This window comes from Bacteroides fragilis NCTC 9343, assembly GCF_000025985.1.
Classification (GTDB): domain Bacteria; phylum Bacteroidota; class Bacteroidia; order Bacteroidales; family Bacteroidaceae; genus Bacteroides; species Bacteroides fragilis.
The window spans coordinates 3,032,633-3,056,441 of the sequence record NC_003228.3; the positions used below are offsets into that span (position 1 = coordinate 3,032,633).

Consider the following 23,809-nt stretch of genomic DNA (forward strand, 5'->3'; position numbering starts at 1 on the left):
CACTCTTTTTATCCTTTTCGCATTTACCACACAACAGACTGATTATAAACAAATTACACAATAAGATAAAGTCTTCATTATTCTATCTATAAAGATTTAGAAACTATATACTCCCAAAAGCATTCTGTCACATTGTATTTTGAGTAGCCTCAGGAATCCCTTATTTACGAACCACTGACTAAGTTGTTATAAAAAACACCGGGATTCTAATTTCACCAAAATCATATCTCCAGCAAATAAATCAAATCACCAGTCAAAAGATCGATAAACATACACTAATTTCAATCAGTAAGCAACGGAAAAGGCATCCTATACCTCCAAAATAACATTCAGGAATGATTCATATTGACCCATGCTACAGAAAAGAATTCTATAGTTTTTGTTCAATAAATGAAACCGCCAGGCAAAAAGTAGGAGGATTTTCAATGAAAATGAATTTCGTAACTATACGAAGTTAACTTCGTATTTTCTTATAACTAACTTCTTCTTCACAAGAAGTTAATGTTTTGCAAAGACGAAGTTAACTTCGTATGAAGAGTACACTTATGAAGAAACGAATTAAAGACAAGTTAATGCTCCATCATTTGCTATTTCATCACTTTCTCAAGACAACAAGGTTTTTAAAACAAGAAAGAAGCCGACTTAAAGATATCAGAATCTCTATTTTACTATCAGAATAACAGAAGAGGCAAACTTAATGAGGAATGGAAAAAGAAGTCGACGAGAGATAAAACCCTTACCTCTCGTCAACCAATACTATTTTTATGATCGTGATACTTGGAATCCCTTATCAGATAACGTCATTTCGACAAAACGTGCCCGCGGATTCGGAGCGTTTTCTGTCAGTATCTTACGAATACGAACAGCAGCTTGCGGATCTTTCGCTACCATATATAAGTACCCGCCACCACCGGCTCCCGGCAATTTATATCCCAAGGTATAATCTTTTATCAGATCGATAATTGCCTCCACAGCCGGAGGATTTGTTCCGCTATCCAATGCTTTGTTTTGTTCCCAGGTTTTTCCTACCAAACGGCCAAACTCAACAAAACTTCCACGCTGTATAGCTTCATTCATATCCAATGCATGCGCCTTCATTTCCGAAAGTAAATTGAGATGCAACGATGAATTGAGGAACATGGAACTGACTATTTCTGCCAAGATCCCTTTTGCCGTACGAGTTATACCGGTATAATAAAGCAAGTGACAGTCTTTGTATTCAGGATGCGTAAATAAATGATCGGGTAGCCAACGCACCAATGGACTTTGAGCAAAGCCGGCCTCGGTCTGAAGAAGCTTCACACCCTGCAACACACCTCCATACTGATCCTGCCATCCACCTCCGGTAGTCAGCAATTGTTCAAGAACAAGAGTACGTTGACAAATCTCATTTTTATCCCAGGCTAAACCACAGAAATCGTTAATGGCACCAAGTACGGTAGAAGCCAGAATGGAACTGGTGCCCAAACCGGAACCGGCAGGAATAGCAGCCAATAAAGTCACTTCAATACCTGCACCGAAATCTTTAAGCTGTTCCTCTAATGAAGCATAAGATACAGCAGAAAACGCAGGTGCAAAGCCTGCCAATGACAGAGCGGCTTTCGGAATAGAGAAAGGTGAACCGATCTTCTTATAATCTTGCAATTCATCAAACGTAGATACTATTTCCATAGCACCCATATCGATAGAACGCAGGACGATATGGAAGTCTTTACACGGCTTCACATAGACCTGTAAGGGAGGTTGTCCGTTCAACTCAATGGCTAGATTCACCACATTTCCTCCCGAATAAAGTGAATAAGGAGGAGTATCGGTCCATCCACCTGCCATATCGATGCGCACGGGGCTACGTCCCCAAACAATCTGATCGGAATATACATCCAATTTTGGGGTACTCTTACGATTACTGATCCCGTCCAGCAAGCCGTCACGAAGCAAATCAAAAGCAGCCTGTTCTTCCGGACGATAATCTTTCCCGTCTAATTTCAAAATACGCGCACGCAACATCCGGTTATGGATGCGTGACATCTGCAGAGCATCCTCAGGCAATAATTCAGGCATATCCAAACCAAGACGTACAAAATCTTCAGCTGCATCGGCCAAATCAAGTTGATAAAAAACACTTTTTTCATGATTAACGGCCAATGCTTTCCAGTTTCCTTTTCTGAACTCTTCACGTTGTGCATACAAACGCTTCAGATTGGCACCTGCCGAAATTTCGTCCGCAGAAAAATGTTCGGAACGTAACCAGATATTCTTTCCTTCCTCCAGTTCGGGTTCGGACAACATCCACCTCAACACCAATCCCAACTCTTCTACAGAATTAACCATAGGGAATACGGAAACTGCCTGTAAATCGTCCGTACGTCCTTTCAAATCTGTATATGACAAACCGCGTTTGGACATCCATTCACCAAAAGGAATACCCGTCAGGGTTGTTTTGGAATCTCTCAAATCTCCTTTGAAAACATCGTCCAGACCGTATGGACGGGCAACAAAGCCCTTATCACCCATCGGAACCACATCTACACACACTCCGGCAGGCACAGCCAATGACCAGTCATTTTCCGGAACCCCGGTAATAATATGTCGTGAAGCAATCTTCCACTTTGGTCCGATATGACTGTTCTCGATCCATAAATCAGCATTCTCGGCACAAAGAGGTATCCGCACGACAGCATTTTGGACAAACATAGCCGGATTGGGCTTTACTTTACGGTGCATGATACGACGCTGATCGTAAACCTTATTCTGTACGGAAAGAGTTGAAGAAATCAGTTCTTTACTGGTCCCGTAATGATAGAACTCTCCTCCCGGCAAAGGCAGAATAGCAACGGATAGCGTATTGACCTCTTCGTCTTCAATACGGGGATGAGTTCCCAAAGCTAATCCAAAATCGGAATAAAGATCATAATACTTTAGTTCTTCAGAGCTTTCTTTATGAGAACGTTTCATCAAGATTTCTACGGCACGGTCACTCAAAAGCCATATACCGATGTCCATCAGGAACAAATGGGTCTTCGATAAAGATTCCAATTCTGCCAACGAAGGCTTCTGAAGCATAAAGTCGAGTTGTTCGGGATGTTTGCGATCGGAAGCAAACACGCCATGATGGGTAGCCAGAGACGGATCTACCCACAGTCCATAACAAACCACATCCGCTTCGGGAATACTCTGCAAAGGTTTCTCCGAACGAATATAGACATCACCACTCGCAATCAGTGTATGGAGTTTATCCGGAGCCAAAGACATGATTTTTTCATATAGGGGAAGTTGCAGAGAAAGCAGATTTTGTCCCAGATGTTGCCCTCTCTCCCACCGGAACACAGGAACCGGAGTGAGAATCTTTCCAGAAGGTGCATAGCCGGGTAAACGACGGCTTTGCCCACCCGCATGAAGAAGAATTCTTTTTTCTTTTTCAAGCCACTCTCCAAAAGTAGCACCATCTGAATATTCATTATAACATTCTTCAAGCAGCCAGGATGTTCCACCACCGGAACCAAGTTTCTTACCTACCGGGTCGGAAGTACAAAACCAATCGGTACGATTCACCCTCTCCAGTTCATGAAAAGACTGAACCAGATTGGACGGTAAAGATAGTAGTTTTTGCATATTGTCAGAGTTTAAATATACGTTCCATCATTTTCCACTTCTCATGTGACGCTTGTCCGGGCAATGAACGCTGAAAGCGAGACATATAAGCCTCCCATTCTGCCTGCCGGGGAAGTTTAGCCAAGCGCTCGTTATCTTTTATCCAATCGAATTCATCTACCGTATCGACAATCATAAAGAGTGTATGTTCGTGGATATAAATCTGCATATCGAGTATCCCGACTTCACGGATACCGGCTTTAATTTCTGGCCACACATGCTGATGTTCTTCGACATAAGCACGAATCAATTCCGAATCATTATATAATTCGAGTGTTTGGCAATATCTTTTCATGGTATTATAAAATTAAATAAATATCTCTTTTAAAAAGGCAGAGGTCCGTCATTTCCACCTCCGAACGGATTATTATTCTGAGGGGCAAATTCAGCAGGAGGCGGAGGTACTGTTCCGCTATTATTCATTCGTGACCCAAGCATGGCCCCGGCATCAGGCAACGGAATTACCATATCGTCATCCGGATTCTGGAAACGGGTATACTCACCTTTAAATCGTAGCAGAACATCGCCAACCGCACCATTACGATGCTTAGCGATAATAATTTCGGCCATTCCACGGAGATCGTTTCCTTTATCATCCTGAAATATCTTGTAATATTCGGGGCGGTGAATGAAACACACCATATCGGCATCCTGCTCGATTGCACCGGATTCACGAAGGTCACTCAACTGAGGACGTTTTCCTTCAAGCCCTTCACGACTCTCGACACCACGATTCAACTGAGACAGAGCAATAATCGGAATATTCAACTCTTTGGCAAGCCCCTTCAACGAACGTGAAATGGTACTAACCTCTTCCTGACGGCTGCCAAATGCCATACCGCTGGCGTTCATCAACTGCAAGTAGTCAATGATGATAATTCTTACTCCATGCTCACGAACCAATCGACGTGCCTTGGTTCGAAGCTCAAATACGGACAGAGAGGGAGTATCATCGACATAAAGCGGTGCATCCAGCAAATCCTTCAATTTATAATCGAGCTGTTGCCATTCATAAGCTGCCAATTGTCCGCTCTTGATTTTTTCACTCGGAATTTCACAAACGTTCGAGATCAGACGATTGACCAACTGAACGTTACTCATTTCAAGAGAAAACAAGGCTACCGGATTCCTGAAATTCACGGCAATATTCTTAGCCATTGAAAGTACAAAAGCCGTTTTACCCATGGCCGGACGGGCAGCAATAATTATCAAGTCGGATTTCTGCCATCCGGAAGTCATCTTATCCAGTTTGGTATATCCACTCTCCAATCCGCTCAGACCATCGGTACGTGCGGCGGCTTTCTGAATCTGTTCATAAGCCTCGGCAATAATCGGATTGATCTGCGTATAGTCCTTCTTCATGTTCCGCTGTGAAATCTCAAAGAGTTTCCCTTCGGCCTCTTGCATAAGATCGTCCACATCGAGAGTTTCGTCAAAAGCCTTACTCTGTATGTTACTTGTAAAAGTAATGAGCTCTCTTGCCAAATATTTTTGTGCAATAATACGGGCATGATATTCAATATGGGCGGAAGATGCCACTTTACTGCTCAATTGAGTAATATAAAACGGTCCTCCGACTTCTTCCAGCTCACCACGCTTACTGAGCTGCTCCTTCACAGTAAGAATATCTACCGGTTTTTGATTAACGGCAAGATCGGTAATAGCTGCATAAATCAATTGATGCCTATGTTCGTAAAACGATTCCGGACGGAGAATCTCACTCACCAGCGAATAGGCATCTTTTTCAATCATCAAGGCCCCGAGCACGGCTTCTTCCAGTTCCGGCGCTTGCGGTTGGATGCGCCCGTAATCATTTACGGGTTGCACCTTAGACTTAGCAGTACTGCGGGTATTTCTTCTTTGTTCGGCCATCTGTATTTTATTGAAATATAGAAAATGAATAGTGGATGGCTGCGCACATCCACAAAATGTAGGCAAAGATAATTCTCTATTATCAATTTTCCATTATCAAATCTGAATTATTTATTTAACTTTGCGTCCATTAGACAGCATTAATCATTAATCACGAATCACTAATAGCCCAAAGACATGATTACATTTCCGAATGCCAAAATAAATCTGGGACTGAACATTACCGAGAAACGTCCGGACGGATACCACAATCTGGAAACTGTATTTTATCCCATACCTCTGGAGGATGCCCTTGAAATCACAATATTAAATGACTCGAAACAAAAATTTGTCCTGCACCAATCCGGCCTGGAAATCAGCGGGGAGCCGGAAACCAACCTGGTAGTAAAGGCATACCTGCTGCTGGAACAGGAATTTCAATTACCTCCGGTAGACATTTATCTATATAAACATATTCCTTCGGGTGCCGGTTTGGGAGGTGGCTCGGCAGATGCTGCTTTCATGCTAAAATTGTTGAACGAAAAATTCAATTTACATCTGGCAGATGAAAAATTGGAAGAGTATGCTGCCATATTAGGAGCTGACTGCGCTTTTTTTATTAAAAACAAACCAACCTTTGCAGAGGGTATCGGCAACATTTTTTCCCCAGTCGATTTATCATTGAAAGGATATCAGTTGGTACTTGTAAAACCGGATGTCTTTGTCTCGACCCGAGACGCCTTTTCACAAATAAAACCTCACTACCCGGATCATTCATTGAAAGAAATTATAAGACGTCCGGTAAGCGAATGGAAAAACTGCATGTTCAATGACTTTGAGAAAAGCGTCTTTCCACAATACCCTGTCATTGAAGAAATAAAAAAAGAATTGTACAGCAAAGGAGCCATATATGCCGCCATGTCGGGTTCCGGTTCATCTGTTTTCGGATTATTCTCTCCCGAAGAAAAAATAACGAAAATGGATTTTGAAGCAGCATTCTGTTTCCAAACCGAATTGAAATAATCTGATCATAAAATATAATACCATGAAAAACTACTTAATAACGTATAGTTGTGCCATGTTTCTATTAGCCTCTTGCGGATCTCCATCCCAACAGCCAAAAGCACCGGGACAGATAGATATTGCCGGAAAAATAGAGAGCCTGACGGAACTTAAAGCATCTGATTTTATCAAAGAGATCAACTATGTGGCATTGGAGACTACAGACAGTTGTTTAGTAAACGAGAATCCTAATATACAGGTTTTCAAAAATAACATTATTGTAAATACAAACAAACAATGTTTGGTTTTCGATAAAGACAGTGGTAAATTTCTGCGTTCTATCGGTCATATAGGTAATGACCCGGGAGGATACAGCGAAGCAACCTTCTGGATTGACGATATAACAGGAGAACTGTATTTCATAGGATGGAACGGTACTCTTATGCGATACGACCTGCAAGGCAACTACTTGGGCGACGTCAAGGTTGCCCCAAACCTGGGAGTAAGAAATCCTGCTTGTTTTGTTTTCACAGATTCATTAATTGTCAGTCACCAATTGAGTCTCCTGCCAATACAAGGAAATGAAAAGAAATCTCCTTTCCTACTTCTTGACAAACAAGGAAATGTGATAGATAGTATCCCTTCTTTACTCCCAGTTATACCTGTCACCACTAATGTAGTACGATTAAACATATTAAAAAGTGAAAAAGCACGGGAGCTTTACGGTAATATAGGAGTTCATGGTATGATGACAGCATACTTTAATAATGATGACGCAATTGAATCACCACGAGTGCTTTCAACACTATGGAAACATAACGGAAAAGTACGATTTAAAGAGGCATATCTGGACACAATCTATACTTTATCCGAAAATAAATTATCTCCTTATCTGATTTTCAATACAGGCAAGTATCATTATCCGGCAGAAGAAAGATATCAGCAAAAAGAAAATGACGAAAGAGTCAAGATCGACTATGTGATGGAAAGTACCACTCTGATCATCTTCCAGTTCAGACAACGAGGAGAAGTGTATACCGGTATATATAATAAAGATACTCAAATAACTCAAATAGCCAAAGGACAGAATTTTGTAAACGATATCGATCATTTTATGCCATTAAATCCTCGGAATTGTAATACTGACAATGAATATGTAGATCTCGTTCAGGCAAACACTATACTGGAATGGATGGAAGAACATCCGGAAGTAAATCCAGAAGGCAAATTCTCTTTCATCAAAGGAATAAATGAAGAATCCAATCCGGTCGTTATCTTAATGAAATAGATCATAAAACAATAACAAACTAAATATTTTGGTTATTTAACTGCATATAATAGTTTAATCACTAAAATATTTAGTTTATTTGTCCTTCATAACAAACAACAGGTATTTTACGACCTGATTAAATGATAAAAACATGAAGAGACAAATTGTATCATGCGGCATTTTTGCTATGCTATTGTTAGCCTCCTGCAATGGAGCGCAGCAAACCTCTGAAGTCGATCTGATAGATATTGCCGGAGGAATGGAGAAACTGACAGAACTAAAAGTATCTGATCTCGGGAAAACAATCCGATACATTCCTTTAGAAACAACGGACTCCTGCCTGATCGGAGATTTTCCTAATATCAAACTTCTGGATGATAAAATTATGGTCTATAACGGCAAACAGTGTTTGCTGTTTGACAAAGAAACCGGAAAGTTTATTTGTTCTGTAGGGCACAGAGGAGACGATCCTGAAGCTTATAGCAGTACTTGCGGATATCTGAATCCCAAAAACCAATTATTGTATTTTAATCGCGATCCCAACCAATTGGTAAAATATAACCAAAAAGGAAATTTCGCAGGAGTCATCACCATCCCTTCGCCGGAAACTTCAACGGGCAATATACAAATAAACCGTCCCGGAATGAATGGGTTTGTATTCTCTGATTCCATTATTATAGGGCATTATGTAGGAGGATTAGGACAAAGATGTCCCAGTTCGGTATTATATTTCTCTGATAAAGGTAATTACATAGATACGATCCCGAATATCATTCCCGAATTAGGAACAGGACAGGTTGGAGACATCAACAACATTTCGGTACGCAAGGGATTCGGACTGTTAGAAGGCATTATTCAAATACAGTATAACAACGGAAAACAAAGTATCTGTGTACCCGGATATACGGCACTGTGGAAGTGTAATGACGAAATCCGATTCAAAGAATTATTTACCGACACCATCTACACATTGAAACACAATCAGCTGGAAAAGTACATAATATTCAATACCGGTAAATATTACTGGCCGGCTTCCGAACGTACGCTTACAGACAATAACAGTGACCGAATTATGATCAGCTATGCAATCGAGAATGACAAGTTACTCTATTTCCAGTTCATCAGAGGGCTTTACACAGACAAACACATCTTGTACAATGGAATTTATGACAAAAATACAAAAGTGACTAATATAGCTTTAGCTGAAAATAATTTCGTTGATGACTTGACCCATTTTATGCCTTTTACTCCCAGCTTTCTTAATGAAAAAGGTGAATGTGCCTCTTTGGTTCAAGCTGCTGACATTCTTACTTGGCTAGAGGAACATCCGGAAGTCAAAATAGAAAAAGAACTAGGCGTCCTGAAGAATTTGAATGAAGAATCCAACCCGGTAGTAGTATTGGTAAAATAATAACGACTCTCCTCTTTGAACTCCTTCAAAGAGGAGAGTTTTTTCTATCCAATAGTCAGACAAAATAAAATCTCATAGATAAAATAAAGTTTATAATAAAAAAAACAGTACCACGACTCACGTCGTAGTACTGTCACAACACAAACACAAAATAAAACACGACAAAACTACTATGCAATCTTACCTGTCTATGCCGGGGAGGCATAAGTACTAATTATGGATATTCACATACACATAAACAGCTTCAGGCCGATTTGCATCCTATAAACAAATGTATAAAAACATTTGTTCATGTCTTATATGTTAATTAAAACAATATCTTATTTATTGGATACCTCTTTCACGAAGTTTCAACTGCCATGCCCAAGCAGAACGCAGTGTATCTTCCAGAGTTTCCTGAGCTTTCCAACCCAATTCATTGTTCGCATAATCAGGGTTAGCCCATACCTTTTCAATATCACCGGCACGACGTCCAACAATCTGATAGTTCAGTTTTACGCCGGTAGCTTTCTCAAATCCGTTGATCAGTTCAAGAACTGAAACTCCACGTCCTGTACCGATATTGAAAGTTTCAACTTTATCTTTTTGTTTCTTTTCAAGAATACGTGCAATAGCAATTACGTGTGCTTTAGCAAGATCGACTACATTGATAAAGTCACGGATACATGAACCGTCAGGTGTATCATAATCATCACCGAAGACACTCAATTTTTCGCGAATCCCGATAGCAGTCTGAGTTAAATACGGAATAAGATTTTGAGGTACGCCATTAGGAAGTTCTCCTAACAATGCTGTCGGATGAGCACCAATCGGATTAAAATAACGCAGTAAAATTGCATTAATCGGAGCACCGGAAGCTACTGTATCTCTAACAATCTCTTCATTAATCTGTTTGGTATTTCCATAAGGAGAAGTAGCTTTCTTTATCGGAGCATTCTCTGTTACAGGCAATTCATCCGGTTCACCATATACAGTACATGAAGAAGAGAATACAATGCCCTCAATGCCATGTTTAGGCATTAATTCAAGCAAGTTAATTAAAGAAACGAGGTTGTTGCGATAATAAAGCAATGGTTTTTCTACAGACTCACCTACTGCCTTGCTGGCCGCAAAGTGGATAATCGCTTTAATACCTTTATATTTATTGAACACGGCATCTAAACCGTCAAAATCCAAGCAATCCAGTTTCTCGAAAACAGGACGAATACCTGATACCTTTTCGATATTATCTACGACATCAGCATTTGAATTAGATAAATTATCAATGATGATTACTTCGTATCCACTGTTTTGCAGCTCTACCACAGTATGAGAGCCGATATACCCGGTTCCGCCTGTTACTAAAATTCTTTCTTTCATAACGTGTATAATGGTTAGTTTTTTCGGTTTACTTGTAAAGTGTTTGCAAATGTAACAAAATTAATTTAGATAAATGCACAAAAAACGAATATTATTTCATAGCGCAAACAGGGATTAAGACAAAATAACAGAAAAAGCGGCGGAAGAACTACCCCACCGGTAGCCTATCCGCCGCTCCATCCTTCAGTTGTTTGTCGTCAGGATTTATACAACTCCGGAGAATCCCATAAATGCCATAGCCAGCAATCCGGCTGTAATTAAAGCAATCGGAGTACCTTTCATTCCTTCGGGAATTTTCACAAGACTCATCTGCTCACGGAGTCCGGCGAAAAGTACCAGGGCCAGACCGAAACCAATAGCAGTAGAGAATGCATATACAACACCCGTCAGTAGGTCATAATCTTTTTGGATAACAAGAATTGCCACACCCAAGATACAACAATTCGTTGTAATCAAGGGAAGGAATACGCCCAATGCCTGATAAAGTGCGGGAGAAACTTTCTTCAGAATAATTTCTACCATCTGCACCAATGCAGCGATAACCAAGATAAACGTGATAGTCTGCAAGTACTGCAACCCGAAGGCATCGAGTACAAACTTCTGGATCAGGAACGTTACGATCGTAGCAATGGTAAGCACGAAAGCTACCGCTGCACTCATACCCAATGCAGTATCCACCTTCTTGGAAACACCCAAGAAAGGACAGATTCCCAGAAATTGCGACAACACAATGTTATTAACAAAGATTGCCGAGATAAATATCAATATATATTCCATAATCGTTTATATTTTAATTCGCTTTCTTAAGGCTGTTAATCAACGCAATCAGATATCCCAATGCGATAAACGCACCCGGAGCAAGCACAAAGACAAGCATACCGTATTCTTCCGGAATGATTGACAAGTTGAATACCTTGCCTGTACCCAGGAACTCACGAACAGCTCCCAGCAATGTAAGGGCAATTGTAAAGCCCAATCCCATACCGATTCCGTCGAACATAGAAGAAAGTGCATTATTCTTGGCTGCAAATGCTTCTGCACGTCCCAACACAATGCAGTTCACAACAATCAATGGAATAAAAAGTCCCAATGTAGCGTACAGTCCGGGTACATATGCTTGCATTACCATCTGAAGCAAAGTCACAAAAGATGCAATGACTACAATGAATGACGGAATACGCACCATGTCCGGAATCAGGTTCTTTATCAATGAAATCACTACATTGGAACAGATCAATACAAACATAGTGGCAAGCCCCATACCCATACCATTTATGGCCGAGGAAGTCGTACCGAGTGTAGGACACATACCAAGCAGGAGCACAAATGTCGGATTCTCTTTAACAATCCCATTCATTAATACTTTAAAGTTATTCATATCTTTATACTCCTTTCTTATTTAATGACTACTGAATCGACAATCGCAGTTTCGGACTTCTGCACAGCTTTCTGCGAAGCACCGGTCGTACCATTAGCACCGCCATCGCCTTTATAAGCACCATAGGCAGCATTCACAGCATTCAAAAATGCACGTGAAGTGATAGTAGAAGCAGTAATGGCATCTACCTGTCCGCCGTCTTTACTTACAGTCAGCGGTTGCTCACCCGGATTCATTCCCTTAATGCTGCCTTTGTTTCCTTCTTTGAACCAGTCGGCTGCCTTGGAACCAAGTCCCGGAGTTTCGGCATGTGACAACAAAGAATAGTTGTAGATTTTACCTTCAGCATCAAAACCAACAAGTACTTTCAATTCTCCGCCAAATCCCATCGACTTGGCTTCTACTGCTGTTCCTACCCATTGATCTCCGTTTTTAGCCGGATAAATGATAAAGTCAACAATCTTCTTGCCATCTTTCTCACTAAACACGGTATCACACTCTGCGACCGGATTATTTGTAAATTCGGGCAAAACTTCTTTTAAAGCTTCATTCAATGTCTTCGCATTCGCCTCTGCAATGGGACCTTTAGTCAACTCATTCACATAAGCCAGCAAAGCTACCGAGATAGCTGTTACTCCGGTGAGTACCAGCAACATATTTTTCAATGATGATTCTAACTTTTTCATTTCTTCTTCGCTACCTCCCCAAAGCGTTTTGGTTTGCAATACGTATTGATTAGCGGAGTGAATGCATTCATAATCAGAATAGCAAACGACATACCTTCCGGATATGCACCAAACAGACGGATAACAACTGTCAGCAAACCGATGCAGACACCATAAATCAACATACCTTTTTTACTCATCGGAGAGGTGACATAGTCTGTTGCCATAAAGATAGCACCCAGCATCAGGCCTCCCGAAAGCAACTGGATCACCGGAGAAACATAAGCTTCGGGATTTGCCAGATGCATGATACCGGAAAATACAAATACAGTAACCAGAATGGATACAGGGATATGCCATGTAATGATTCTCTTCCATAACATATAAAGAAGACCCAAAATCAGGGCAGCAGCACTCACTTCACCCAGACATCCACCATTGTTACCAATAAACAGACTCCAAGCATCGGGCAGTTGACCAAAAGCCGAGACATCCCCATGAATAGCCTGTTTCATCAATGCCAAAGGAGTGGCGGCAGTAGTAGCATCGGTATAAGCAGTCAACTGACCGACCACCGGCCAGGAAGTCATCTGTACCGGGAATGACAATAACAGAAACACACGCCCTGCCAGTGCCGGGTTAAACGGATTGTTCCCCAAGCCGCCAAATGACATCTTACCGACACCAATAGCAAACAAAGCACCTAAAATAATAATCCATACAGGTAAGTTAGACGGTAGATTGAACGCCAGCAACACTCCCGTGATGACAGCAGAACCGTCACAAATAGTAGTGGTTTCTTTCTTCAGCAAGAACTTACCGATTGCCCATTCAAAAAACAAACAGGCTATCACAGAAGTAGCTGTGACAATCAGTGCACCCAGTCCGAAATATACGAGCGAAACGATAAAGGCAGGAATCAGCGCAATCAGCACACCGTACATATTCTTTTGTACGCTGTCTCCACCATGAACGTGAGGCGATAATGATACAATTAATTTATTTTCCATACTTATTATTTTTTAGCTTGACGTGCACGAATCATAGCTCCTACTTTTCCCTTACCCAAACGACAGTAGTCGAGTAACGGACGATTGGCAGGACAAGTGAACTGGCAAGAGCCACACTCGATACAATCCATGATTCTTTCTGATTCCATTCTTTCAAATTCTGTGTTCTCAGCCAAAGCGGAAAGCAGATACGGCTCCAGTCCCATCGGGCAGGCACTCACACACTTTGCACAACGAATGCAGTTCTGTACTTCTCCGCGTTTTGCCTCTTTCCGGTTCATAATCAAAATTCCGGAACTTCCTTTAGCAGTGGGCACATCAGTATTAACCAATGCTTTACCCATCATCGGACCACCGCCAATTATTTTTCCGGTATCCTCCGGCAAACCGCCACAGGCATCGATCAACTGCTGCATCGGAGTACCAATACGCGCCAAAAAGTTAGAAGGCTGGGCAACAGACTTACCGGTCACCGTAATGACACGCTCAAACAAAGGCTTATTTTTCTGTACAGCTTGATATACGGCAAATGCAGTACCTACATTCTGCACAACTGCTCCTGTAGAGATAGGTAATGCGCCGCTTGCAACCTGGCGCTTCGTAATAGCATCGATTAACTGCTTCTCACCCCCTTGAGGATATTTCACTTTCAAAGGAACAACTTCAATACCGGCATAACTGGATGCGACTTTCGTCATCAGTTGGATAGCATCGGGTTTATTGTTTTCGATACCTATAAAAGCCTTATTGACTTTCACCGCCTTCATCAGAATAGCCACCCCTACCATTACCTCCTCGGCATGTTCCAACATCAGTTGATGGTCGGCTGTCAAGTAAGGTTCACACTCTACAGCGTTGATAATCACGCATTCTGCTTTAAATGAAGGAGGCGGACAAAGTTTGACTTGAGTTGGGAAACAAGCTCCTCCCAAACCAACAATGCCTGCATCTGCTATCTTCTTCACAATCTCTTCCGAAGTCAATTCGCACTCTTTTACCAATTCAGGACTACGATCGATAGACTCTTCCCATTCATCCCCGTCTACATCAATAAAAATAGCAGGTTTAGCATAACCGCTCGCATCGACAATAGAGTCAATCTTAGCGACTTTACCACTGACAGAAGAGTGAATGGCTGCCGAAACAAAGCCATTAGCTTCGGCTATTTTAGTGCCCACCTTCACCACATCACCTTTTGCCACAATAGGCTTAGCAGGCGCACCGATATGCTGCCCCAGCAGTATCACAGCTTTTGCCGGAACCTCTGCCGTAACAATAGGTTGATGTGCTGAGAGTTTATTTTCGTGTGGATGAACACCACCAATTGAAAATGTCTTCAACATACAATTCTGTATTTTATCTGTTTATTACTCGTTTTTTTAAGCTTCGGCAGTTTTGGCAGCTTCGGCAACAGGCGTTTCCTCTTTAGGTTTACGAGGAGGGAAATTCAACTCGATGATAGTGTGCTGCGGACAAACTTCAACGCACTTGCGACAAGACTTACATTTATTGTAATCGATGTAAGCGAGATTGTTTTCAAGTGTAATTGCCTCGAACGGACAAGTTTTGACACACTTACCACAACCGATGCAACTTACCGTACAGGCTTTGCGTGCGACAGCTCCTTTGTCTTTGTTGACACAAGATACATATACACGACGCGATTTCTTACCTTTGGCACGAAGCTCGATTATCGCTTTCGGACAGGCTTTTACACAAGCTCCGCAAGCCGTACACTTTTCTTCATCCACCTCAGGAAGTCCTGTTTCCGGATTCATGTGAATAGCATCGAACTGGCAGGCAGCCACACAGTCGCCACATCCCAAACATCCATAGCTACAGCCGGTCTCTCCGCCATAAAGCGAAGCAGCAATAGCACAGCTCTTTGCACCGTCATACATATTTGTACGCGGACGGTTCGTGCAGGTTCCGTTACATCTAACCACTGCAACCATCGGTTCTGCAGTTCCGGCGTCCAATCCGAGAATAGAGGCAACCTGAGACATCACAGGCTGTCCACCCACCGGACAAAACTTACCTTCCAGCGAACCGGCTTTGACGCAAGCATCGGCAAATCCGCTGCAACCCGGATAACCACATCCACCGCAGTTAGCCTGAGGCAACACTTCGGATACCTGGGCAATTCGTGGGTCTTCGTACACGGCAAATTTCTTAGAAGCAACATACAATACTGCAGCCAATACAAGCGCAATAGCTCCCAAAGAAATCACTGCAATCAGAATCAAATTCATAATTTTTAGTTATTTATTGGTTTTATAGTAAAAGAAAATTTTTGTTTCAACCGAGTTCTGTTCAACCATATTATATAATAATAAGGAATAAGCACCGCCAAAGCAGCAAATGCTCCATATAGTTCACTATGAAGAACTGTCTTGAAAATGAAAAGGCCAAAGATTAAAAGAAAGAGAGGAATGAGAAAAGCCAGAAGAACCGCTTGCATGCCCATGGAGGTGGCACCAATAATCGTCACCTCGTCCCCTATCTTCCATGCAGACGAAGTATCGGTAACTTCAATTACCTTCTCCTTGCTATCTGCCGAAGAGCAATGTCCCTTGACACTGCAAGTCGAGCAAGCCGATGTCTGGATGATCCTCACAAAAACCTGAGAACCACTTATGTTTTCCACAATACCTTGATGAGTTATTATATTAGTCATTTTGCAAACTGCACATTACAAATTGCGGCAAATTTAAGCATAAGTTTGAAAATTACGAAGTATTTGAATGTTTTTTATAGTGCAATATGAAGTCTTTTTAAAGTAATTTTTGCTCTATCAATCGGGTATGGAAACAGAAAAAGCAGGCTTTTCACCTGCTTTACTAAGAAAATGTTATCATCTTCTGATATTTTTAAAGAAATTAGAAACAAAAACCAATTCTTTTATCACTTTCTGTTTATTTCCCCTTCTACATTTTAAGAGATTCATTAATCTCAATCATCCGAATCAAATTCGTCCGCTGAATTGAAAAGGTACTGCTTTCTTTCTGAACATATTTTAGCAAGGAAAGCCCATCCTGACGTAATTTGGACTTTTGCAAAATATCAGATTCCACCTCGTCCGAAACTTTCAACAAAGTCACGGCCGCCAATTCTATCTTCCCCATTCTATTAGGATCTCCTTCATAACAGTCAATCATTTCATCCAGGCTCATACTTAACAATTCCTCTTGAGAAACTCCTAAAATCTGTCTCGTCAGGCAATCATATTCAGTCCATTCATCCTTACGGAACTTCTTTTTATTCAATATCGCATTTACAATTAACGAAATGATTTCCTGAATCATCCGTATCAGATAGTCTTGTTTAATCATAATATCCTCTTTTTGAATTAGAACTTACTTACCACGGGGAGAATTAACCTCACCGGAAAGAAGAGAGCCAACTGAAGATTCCAGTCGGCCCCTATTTCATATATTTACATTATGTCAATTATTCCCGATTACCATTTATAATTCAGACCAAAGCTTAGCAACTCCTTCAGCTGGAAATAACTGCTGCCAGTAGTCGGCTTCGCACTGTCGTCAAAGCGTGCATGTACAAATAGTTTGGTAGAAAGATAACGGTTCAATACAAAGTTGAAAGTATTCTCCCACTCTACACGCACCCATTTATAGTTCGTCAGATAGTTCAAACGGGAATCGACTACAATAGACGGAATAATAGTCCATGAAATAGTAGGTTGAACCTGTGCACCGAAGTCATTCTTCGAGCATTTGCCTTTATCCAATCCAAACTTGGTTTCGTCCACGTTTTTGTTACCTATATAACGAAGGTTATAAGTCAACGGAGACATGAATACAGAAAGATTGAATTTTTTCTTTTTCAACTTATAGTCCATACCGACACTGACTATCACATCTGCAGGAGCAAGGAAAGCAGCTACCAACTCTTCACTGTTAGCCTTATATCCCTTTACGAACTGGGTTTTAAACTCTCCTGTAATAGTATAGTACCAATTATTGGCAGCCTGAATACCTAATTTAGAATACAAACGCAACTGGTCGGTATTAACCAGGTATTTATGATATTCGTCTGACGGAGAAGAATTGAATCCTAATTTAGCTTCGAACAGATTTTCAAACTGTACTTTTTCACGGTCATTGTAGTTAGCGAACAACTGCAGATTGGCCATTACGGCATTATTGCTCTCACCTCCCTTGTACCAGTTGTCCGAAATATAGTTCTGGGTAATCTGAAGCGAACCGTTACCTCCTGTCACCCACCAATTGGGCTTGGAGATCACCATTTCCGCTTCACCCACATTGTCTTCCACCTTATCCGCACGGAACAGGCTTTTCACTTCTGTTTTCGGGACTTCAATCTTCTTATCGCCATGATACAACTTACGGCTCATGATATGATCTTCGGTATTAACGACTAAATTAGGATGGTTCAGATATAGATCCATCAAAGCAACATTCACCAGCCGGGAAGCTCTCTCAGCTTTAGAAAACTGCAATGTGTCATACGGCGGCAATAATTGCGAAGAAAGAGAGGGAGTAACAAAAGGTTCCTTAAACTTCCAGTGCATGGTAGAATATTCCGCGATGGGAGAGTTATAATAAGTCAGCGGTACAAACAGTCGGTAGTAATCCGGATCCGTCTTAATATAACGCATGGGTACAGAAGGATCATTAAGATATTCCAACTCTCCTATATACTTATTATATAAGATGGACACCGTATCTATCTTAGGCTTCGGACCATCCAGATTCAGTTTCAGGACAAGGTACTGTTGAAGCGTCTCGGAAAGTGTATCTGCTTTCACTTCACTCTGCACTGTTTCAGAAACCAGTTTGTTCGTCTTCTGCGCCATCACTGACGAAGAAAACAGGATCGCAAATGCTAATGTTGAGATGTGACTAGTCTTCATTTTTATAACAAATTTGGGGCAAATTTACATTAAATAGTTTAGATTACATAAAATTTGCTCGATTTTAATAGGAATAACCTATCAAATGAATCTATACAACAATTCAGCTGTTTTATTGGAACGTGCATTATCTCTCAGAACAATACAGATCGAACTGAGAACCGCCTTCCCCCGGCTCGATAGTGCAAGTTGAATAAAGGCGTGCTTATATGCCGGCAAACATGTGACTGTTTGTCGTTCAAACATTTCGGTACCCGGAATTGCATTTTTTAATAAATTTGTTTTGTAGAAAGCATCCGTTCTTCCCCATTTTTTTGTAATTTTGCGGTTTTTAAGATTCAAATCAAAGGATTTAGAAACAAATTATTAAAACAGTTATAGCTGTGGGAGAAACAAAGTATATTTTCGTCACCGGTGGTGTTGCCTCTTCTTTAGGAAAAGGTATCATTTCATCTTCCATCGGTAAATTGCTGCAAGCAAGAGGTTATAAAGTAACTATCCAGAAGTTTGACCCGTACATCAACATTGACCCGGGAACATTGAACCCTTATGAACACGGAGAATGCTACGTGACTGTAGACGGCCATGAAGCCGATCTTGACTTAGGACACTACGAACGTTTCCTGGGCATCCAGACAACGAAGGCCAACAACATCACGACAGGCCGTATCTATAAGAGCGTCATCGATAAAGAACGCCGTGGAGATTATTTGGGGAAAACCATTCAGGTGATTCCTCATATCACCGATGAAATCAAACGTAACGTCAAGTTACTGGGTAACAAGTATAAGTTCGACTTTGTAATCACAGAAATTGGCGGAACAGTAGGTGATATCGAATCTTTGCCTTATCTGGAAAGTATTCGTCAGTTGAAATGGGAACTGGGTCAGAATGCCTTGTGTGTACACCTGACTTATGTACCTTTCCTGTCCGCTGCCCAAGAGTTAAAAACCAAACCGACTCAACATTCCGTAAAAGAGTTGCAATCACTCGGTGTACAGCCGGATATCCTGGTGCTACGTACCGAACATGACCTGAATACCAACTTGCGCAAGAAGGTCGCTCTGTTCTGTAATGTAGCCGAAAACGCAGTTGTTCAGTCAATCGACGCTTCAACTATTTATGAAGTACCTCTGTTGATGCAAGAGCAAGGCCTGGACGAAACCATACTCCAAAAGATGGGTCTGCCTGTAGGCGAACGTCCGCCGTTGGGTCCTTGGAAAGACTTCCTGAACCGTCGTGCCAATGCAACTGAAACAGTAACCATTGCAATGGTAGGTAAATATGTTGAATTGCAGGATGCCTACAAATCTATTCTGGAATCCTTGTCACAAGCTGCTACCTACAATGACCGTAAAGTAAAAATAGAATATGTATCATCCGAACATCTGACTCCGGACAATGTAGACGAACAATTGGGACATGTAAACGGAGTAGTTATCTGTCCGGGATTCGGTTCACGCGGTATCGAAGGTAAGTTCGTAGCTGCCAAATACACCCGCGAACACAACATTCCGACATTCGGTATCTGTCTGGGTATGCAATGTATGGCTATCGAGTTTGCCCGTAATGTGTTGGGTTATGCCGATGCCAACTCCATTGAAATGGATGAAAAGACCAAGCACAACGTGATCGACATCATGGAAGAGCAGAAAGCCATCACCAATATGGGAGGTACTATGCGTCTGGGAGCTTACGAATGTGTATTGAAGAAAGACTCTAAGGTATACGAAGCCTACAAAGAAGAACACATTCAGGAGCGTCATCGCCACCGCTACGAATTCAACAACGACTATCGCAAACAATTCGAAGAGGCCGGCATGAAGTGTGTAGGTATCAACCCCGAGTCCGACTTGGTAGAAATTGTAGAGATTCCTACATTGAAATGGTACATCGGAACACAGTTCCATCCGGAATACAGCAGTACCGTACTACACCCGCATCCGTTGTTCGTGTCGTTCATCAAGGCTGCAATCGATAAGTAAAGATCGTTATCGTATAGATTATTAATCATTAATCACTTAAAAAAGAGAATGGATAAAAACACCATCACAGGCCTCGTTTTAATAGGTATATTACTGGTAGGATTCAGTTTTCTGAGCCGTCCCAGCGAGGAGCAAATAGCCGCTCAAAAGCGGTATTATGACTCTATAGCCGTGGTACAGCAGCAAGAAGAAGCACTGAGAGCCAAAACCGAAGCTGCGCTGGCTAACGAAAAAGAAGAAACAGCAGCCGACTCAGCATCGCTCTTCTTCAGTGCCACCAAAGGTAAAGAGGCGTTTACTACTATCCAGAATAATTTGGTAGAAATCACTCTGGATAACAAAGGTGGCCGTGTTTACTCTGCCCTGTTGAAAAACTACATGGGACAGGATAAGAAACCGGTTGTGTTGTTCAACGGCAGCGATGCTTCCATGAACTTCAACTTCTATAACAAGAAGGGGGCCCTCCAGACAAAAGACTTCTATTTTGAAGCAGTCAATAAAACAGATAGCAGTGTAACGATGCGTCTAGCTGCCGACAGTGCCAGCTATATCGATTTCATTTATACACTGAAACCTGATAACTACCTGATGAGCTTTGTGATCAAAGCTACGGGAATGGACGGAAAATTGGCTGCCAGCACAAACTATGTGGACATCTCATGGTCACAACGTGCCCGCCAGATCGAAAAGGGATATACTTACGAAAACCGTTTGGCAGACCTCACCTACAAATACACCGGTGATGATGTGGATAACCTTTCGGCAAGTAAAGACGACGAAAAGTCCGTTTCGGAACGTCTGGACTGGATCGCTTTCAAGAATCAGTTCTTCTCTTCCGTATTCATCGCAGAACAGGATTTCGAAAAGACTACGGTTAAATCGAAAATGGAGAAACAGGGAAGCGGTTACATAAAGGACTATTCCGCCGAGATGAGTACGTTCTTTGATCCGACCGGCAAACAACCTACCGATATGTATTTCTACTTCGGCCCGAACCACTACAAAACGCTGACTGCGTTGGATAAGGGACGTGAAGAGAAATGGGAACTTAACAACCTGGTATATCTGGGCTGGCCGTTGATTCGTTGGATTAACAAATGGATCACCATCAACGTGTTCGACTGGTTGTCCGGCTGGGGATTAAGTATGGGTATCGTTCTGTTGTTACTCACCATCATGGTGAAAATAGTCGTTTTCCCGGCAACATGGAAGACCTATATGTCATCAGCCAAAATGCGGGTGCTGAAACCGAAAATCGATGAGATCAACAAGAAATACCCCAAACAGGAAGATGCGATGAAGAAACAGCAGGAGGTGATGGGATTGTACAGCCAGTACGGTGTAAGCCCGATGGGTGGCTGTCTGCCGATGTTGTTGCAATTCCCTATCCTGATGGCATTGTTCATGTTCGTACCGAGTGCTATCGAACTTCGTCAGCAGAGTTTCCTTTGGGCGGATGACTTGTCGACTTATGACGCATTCATCACTTTCCCGTTCCATATTCCATTCTTGGGTAATCACCTCAGTTTGTTCTGCTTGCTGATGACTGTTACCAACATCCTGAATACGAAGTACACAATGCAACAGCAGGATACGGGTGCCCAGCCGCAAATGGCTGCGATGAAGTGGATGATGTACCTGATGCCGATCATGTTCCTCTTCGTCTTGAACGACTATCCTTCGGGATTGAACTATTACTACTTCATTTCGACTCTGATCAGTGTAGTAACCATGATCATATTGCGCCGGACAACTGACGAAAACAAATTGCTTACCGAACTGGAAGCTAAGAAGAAAGATCCGAAACAGATGAAGAAGACCGGATTTGCCGCACGCCTGGAAGCTATGCAAAAACAACAGGAACAATTGGCAAAAGAACGGGCTAATAAGCAGAATAAGAAATAAGAGATAGAAATCAGCTTAAATACCGAAGAGCCGGACAAGCAGTGTATGTTTGTCCGGCTTTCTTTTCCTTTATTGAACAGATTACAACATGACTACTAAATACACATACAAAGAAATATGGATTATCGCCTACCCCATCCTGATCAGCCTGATCATGGAACAGCTGATAGGCATGACCGACACTGCTTTTCTGGGACGTGTGGGCGAAGTCGAACTGGGAGCCTCGGCCATTGCCGGTGTATACTATCTGGCTATTTTTATGATGGCATTCGGATTCAGTATAGGTGCACAAATCCTGATTGCCCGTCGTAACGGTGAACAGCAATACCAGGCTATCGGGCCCATCTTTTATCAGGGTGTCTACTTTCTGCTTTCACTCGCAGTGGTAGCATTCACTCTTTCGCTGTGCTTCTCACCGCACATACTGAAAAAGGTCATTAGCTCGGAGCATATATACGATGCGTCCATCAGCTACATCAACTGGAGGGTCTTCGGCTTTTTCTTCTCCTTTGTCGGAGTAATGTTTCGTGCATTCTTCGTGGGTACAACTCAGACCAAAACCCTGACACTGAACTCTGTGGTCATGGTATTATCCAATGTGGTGTTCAACTACATACTGATTTTCGGTAAGTTCGGTGCTCCACAGTTAGGTATCGCCGGAGCCGCCATCGGTTCGTCACTGGCCGAAATGGTTTCGGTCATCTTCTTCGTCATCTACACCTGGAAACGGATAGACTGTAAAAAGTATGCCTTGAATCATCTGCCCGGATTCCGGCCGGAGATGCTGAAACGGATCCTGAACGTATCCTTTTGGACAATGATTCAGAACTTTTTCTCGCTGTCCACTTGGTTCATGTTCTTCCTATTTGTCGAACACTTAGGCGAACGTGCACTGGCCATAACCAATATCATCCGTAACGTATCGGGCATCCCGTTTATGGTCACCATGGCATTTGCAGCTACTTGCGGCTCCCTGGTGAGTAACCTGATCGGTGCGGGCGAAATCAAGTGTGTTCCCGGAACGATCCGCCAGCACATCCGTATCGGTTATATTTTCGTGCTGCCGCTGGTTATACTCTTCGCACTGTTTCCTAACCTGATATTGAGTATCTATACGGATATTCCCGATTTGCGGGAGGCCTCCATCCCTTCTTTATGGGTACTATGCTCCGCTTATCTGATACTCGTACCTGCCAACGTCTATTTTCAGGCAGTATCCGGAACGGGCAACACACGTACGGCGTTGGGATTGGAACTCTGTGTACTGGCCATTTATCTGATCTATATCACCTATATGATTCTCTATCTGAGAGTGGATGTAGCCGTCTGCTGGACTACGGAACATCTGTACGGAATCTGTATCCTGTTCCTTTCATACCTTTATATAAAGAAAGGAAACTGGCAGAAAAAGCAGATTTGACCTGATTT

General features: G+C 42.1%; 19 protein-coding genes. 6 read left to right on the forward strand and 13 right to left on the reverse strand.

The features are described from left to right. Positions 1-762 precede the first annotated feature (762 nt). Genes BF9343_RS12455 through dnaB form a run of 3 tightly spaced genes read right to left on the reverse strand, consistent with a single transcriptional unit; the run spans position 763 to position 5,523 of the window. The gene (locus tag BF9343_RS12455) at positions 763-3,612 is read right to left on the reverse strand and encodes a bifunctional fucokinase/fucose-1-phosphate guanylyltransferase (RefSeq protein WP_010993080.1); all 2,850 of its coding nucleotides are present in this window, start codon (positions 3,610-3,612) and stop codon (positions 763-765) included. A gap of 4 nt (positions 3,613-3,616) precedes the next feature. Beyond that, on the reverse strand, positions 3,617-3,946 hold the full coding sequence (locus BF9343_RS12460) for an L-rhamnose mutarotase (RefSeq protein WP_010993081.1): 330 nt from the start codon (positions 3,944-3,946) through the stop codon (positions 3,617-3,619). A gap of 29 nt (positions 3,947-3,975) precedes the next feature. Beyond that, positions 3,976-5,523 carry a replicative DNA helicase gene (gene dnaB, locus BF9343_RS12465; protein WP_032588766.1) on the reverse strand — a complete coding sequence of 516 codons (1,548 nt, stop codon included), beginning with the start codon at positions 5,521-5,523 and terminating at the stop codon, positions 3,976-3,978. A gap of 177 nt (positions 5,524-5,700) precedes the next feature. Here dnaB and ispE point away from each other — a divergent pair, with 177 nt between their 5' ends. From ispE to BF9343_RS12480, 3 genes are all read left to right on the forward strand, one after another. Beyond that, a complete protein-coding gene (ispE, locus tag BF9343_RS12470; RefSeq protein WP_005803743.1) occupies positions 5,701-6,525 on the forward strand; it encodes a 4-(cytidine 5'-diphospho)-2-C-methyl-D-erythritol kinase in 825 nt (274 codons plus the stop codon). Between the two features lie 22 nt (positions 6,526-6,547). Continuing rightward, complete coding sequence (locus BF9343_RS12475; protein WP_010993083.1) at positions 6,548-7,792, forward strand: DUF4934 domain-containing protein; 1,245 nt, start codon at positions 6,548-6,550, stop codon at positions 7,790-7,792. A gap of 133 nt (positions 7,793-7,925) precedes the next feature. Continuing rightward, on the forward strand, positions 7,926-9,185 hold the full coding sequence (locus BF9343_RS12480) for a DUF4934 domain-containing protein (protein ID WP_010993084.1): 1,260 nt from the start codon (positions 7,926-7,928) through the stop codon (positions 9,183-9,185). 324 nt (positions 9,186-9,509) lie between these two features. Here the strand turns inward: BF9343_RS12480 and galE are convergent, their stop codons facing one another. From galE to BF9343_RS12530, 10 genes are all read right to left on the reverse strand, one after another. Further along, positions 9,510-10,544 carry a UDP-glucose 4-epimerase GalE gene (galE, locus tag BF9343_RS12485; RefSeq protein ID WP_005788150.1) on the reverse strand — a complete coding sequence of 345 codons (1,035 nt, stop codon included), beginning with the start codon at positions 10,542-10,544 and terminating at the stop codon, positions 9,510-9,512. A 204-nt stretch (positions 10,545-10,748) separates the two neighbouring features. Continuing rightward, positions 10,749-11,321 carry an electron transport complex subunit RsxA gene (rsxA, locus tag BF9343_RS12490; protein WP_005778198.1) on the reverse strand — a complete coding sequence of 191 codons (573 nt, stop codon included), beginning with the start codon at positions 11,319-11,321 and terminating at the stop codon, positions 10,749-10,751. 13 nt (positions 11,322-11,334) lie between these two features. Further along, positions 11,335-11,922, reverse strand: coding sequence for an electron transport complex subunit RsxE (gene rsxE, locus BF9343_RS12495; RefSeq protein ID WP_005788152.1), 588 nt, complete (start codon positions 11,920-11,922; stop codon positions 11,335-11,337). Between the two features lie 17 nt (positions 11,923-11,939). Next, positions 11,940-12,608 carry an RnfABCDGE type electron transport complex subunit G gene (locus tag BF9343_RS12500; RefSeq protein WP_005815491.1) on the reverse strand — a complete coding sequence of 223 codons (669 nt, stop codon included), beginning with the start codon at positions 12,606-12,608 and terminating at the stop codon, positions 11,940-11,942. After that, a complete protein-coding gene (locus BF9343_RS12505) occupies positions 12,605-13,597 on the reverse strand; it encodes an RnfABCDGE type electron transport complex subunit D (protein WP_005788156.1) in 993 nt (330 codons plus the stop codon). Before BF9343_RS12505 ends, BF9343_RS12500 begins: the two co-directional genes overlap by 4 nt. Before the next feature lie 5 nt (positions 13,598-13,602). Beyond that, positions 13,603-14,940: an electron transport complex subunit RsxC gene (gene rsxC / locus BF9343_RS12510; RefSeq protein ID WP_005788158.1), complete on the reverse strand. Its 1,338-nt coding sequence runs from the start codon at positions 14,938-14,940 to the stop codon at positions 13,603-13,605. Between the two features lie 36 nt (positions 14,941-14,976). Then, the gene (locus BF9343_RS12515; RefSeq protein WP_005788160.1) at positions 14,977-15,849 is read right to left on the reverse strand and encodes a Fe-S cluster domain-containing protein; all 873 of its coding nucleotides are present in this window, start codon (positions 15,847-15,849) and stop codon (positions 14,977-14,979) included. Positions 15,850-15,854: 5 nt separating this feature from the next. Then, entirely contained in the window at positions 15,855-16,274 is a 420-nt protein-coding gene (locus BF9343_RS12520; RefSeq protein ID WP_005793421.1) for a SoxR reducing system RseC family protein, read from the reverse strand. 250 nt (positions 16,275-16,524) lie between these two features. Continuing rightward, entirely contained in the window at positions 16,525-16,929 is a 405-nt protein-coding gene (locus BF9343_RS12525; RefSeq protein ID WP_005788164.1) for a hypothetical protein, read from the reverse strand. A 128-nt stretch (positions 16,930-17,057) separates the two neighbouring features. After that, positions 17,058-18,491 (reverse strand): DUF3078 domain-containing protein, encoded by a 1,434-nt coding sequence (locus BF9343_RS12530; protein WP_005793419.1) that lies wholly within the window; start codon positions 18,489-18,491, stop codon positions 17,058-17,060. Between the two features lie 383 nt (positions 18,492-18,874). On the opposite strand from BF9343_RS12530, the gene BF9343_RS12535 reads away from it, so the two are divergent. From BF9343_RS12535 to BF9343_RS12545, 3 genes are all read left to right on the forward strand, one after another. Beyond that, complete coding sequence (locus BF9343_RS12535; protein WP_005788170.1) at positions 18,875-20,476, forward strand: CTP synthase; 1,602 nt, start codon at positions 18,875-18,877, stop codon at positions 20,474-20,476. Positions 20,477-20,524: 48 nt separating this feature from the next. Next, on the forward strand, positions 20,525-22,381 hold the full coding sequence (gene yidC, locus BF9343_RS12540; RefSeq protein ID WP_005788172.1) for a membrane protein insertase YidC: 1,857 nt from the start codon (positions 20,525-20,527) through the stop codon (positions 22,379-22,381). A gap of 88 nt (positions 22,382-22,469) precedes the next feature. After that, entirely contained in the window at positions 22,470-23,801 is a 1,332-nt protein-coding gene (locus BF9343_RS12545) for an MATE family efflux transporter (protein WP_005788174.1), read from the forward strand. Positions 23,802-23,809: the final 8 nt, after the last annotated feature.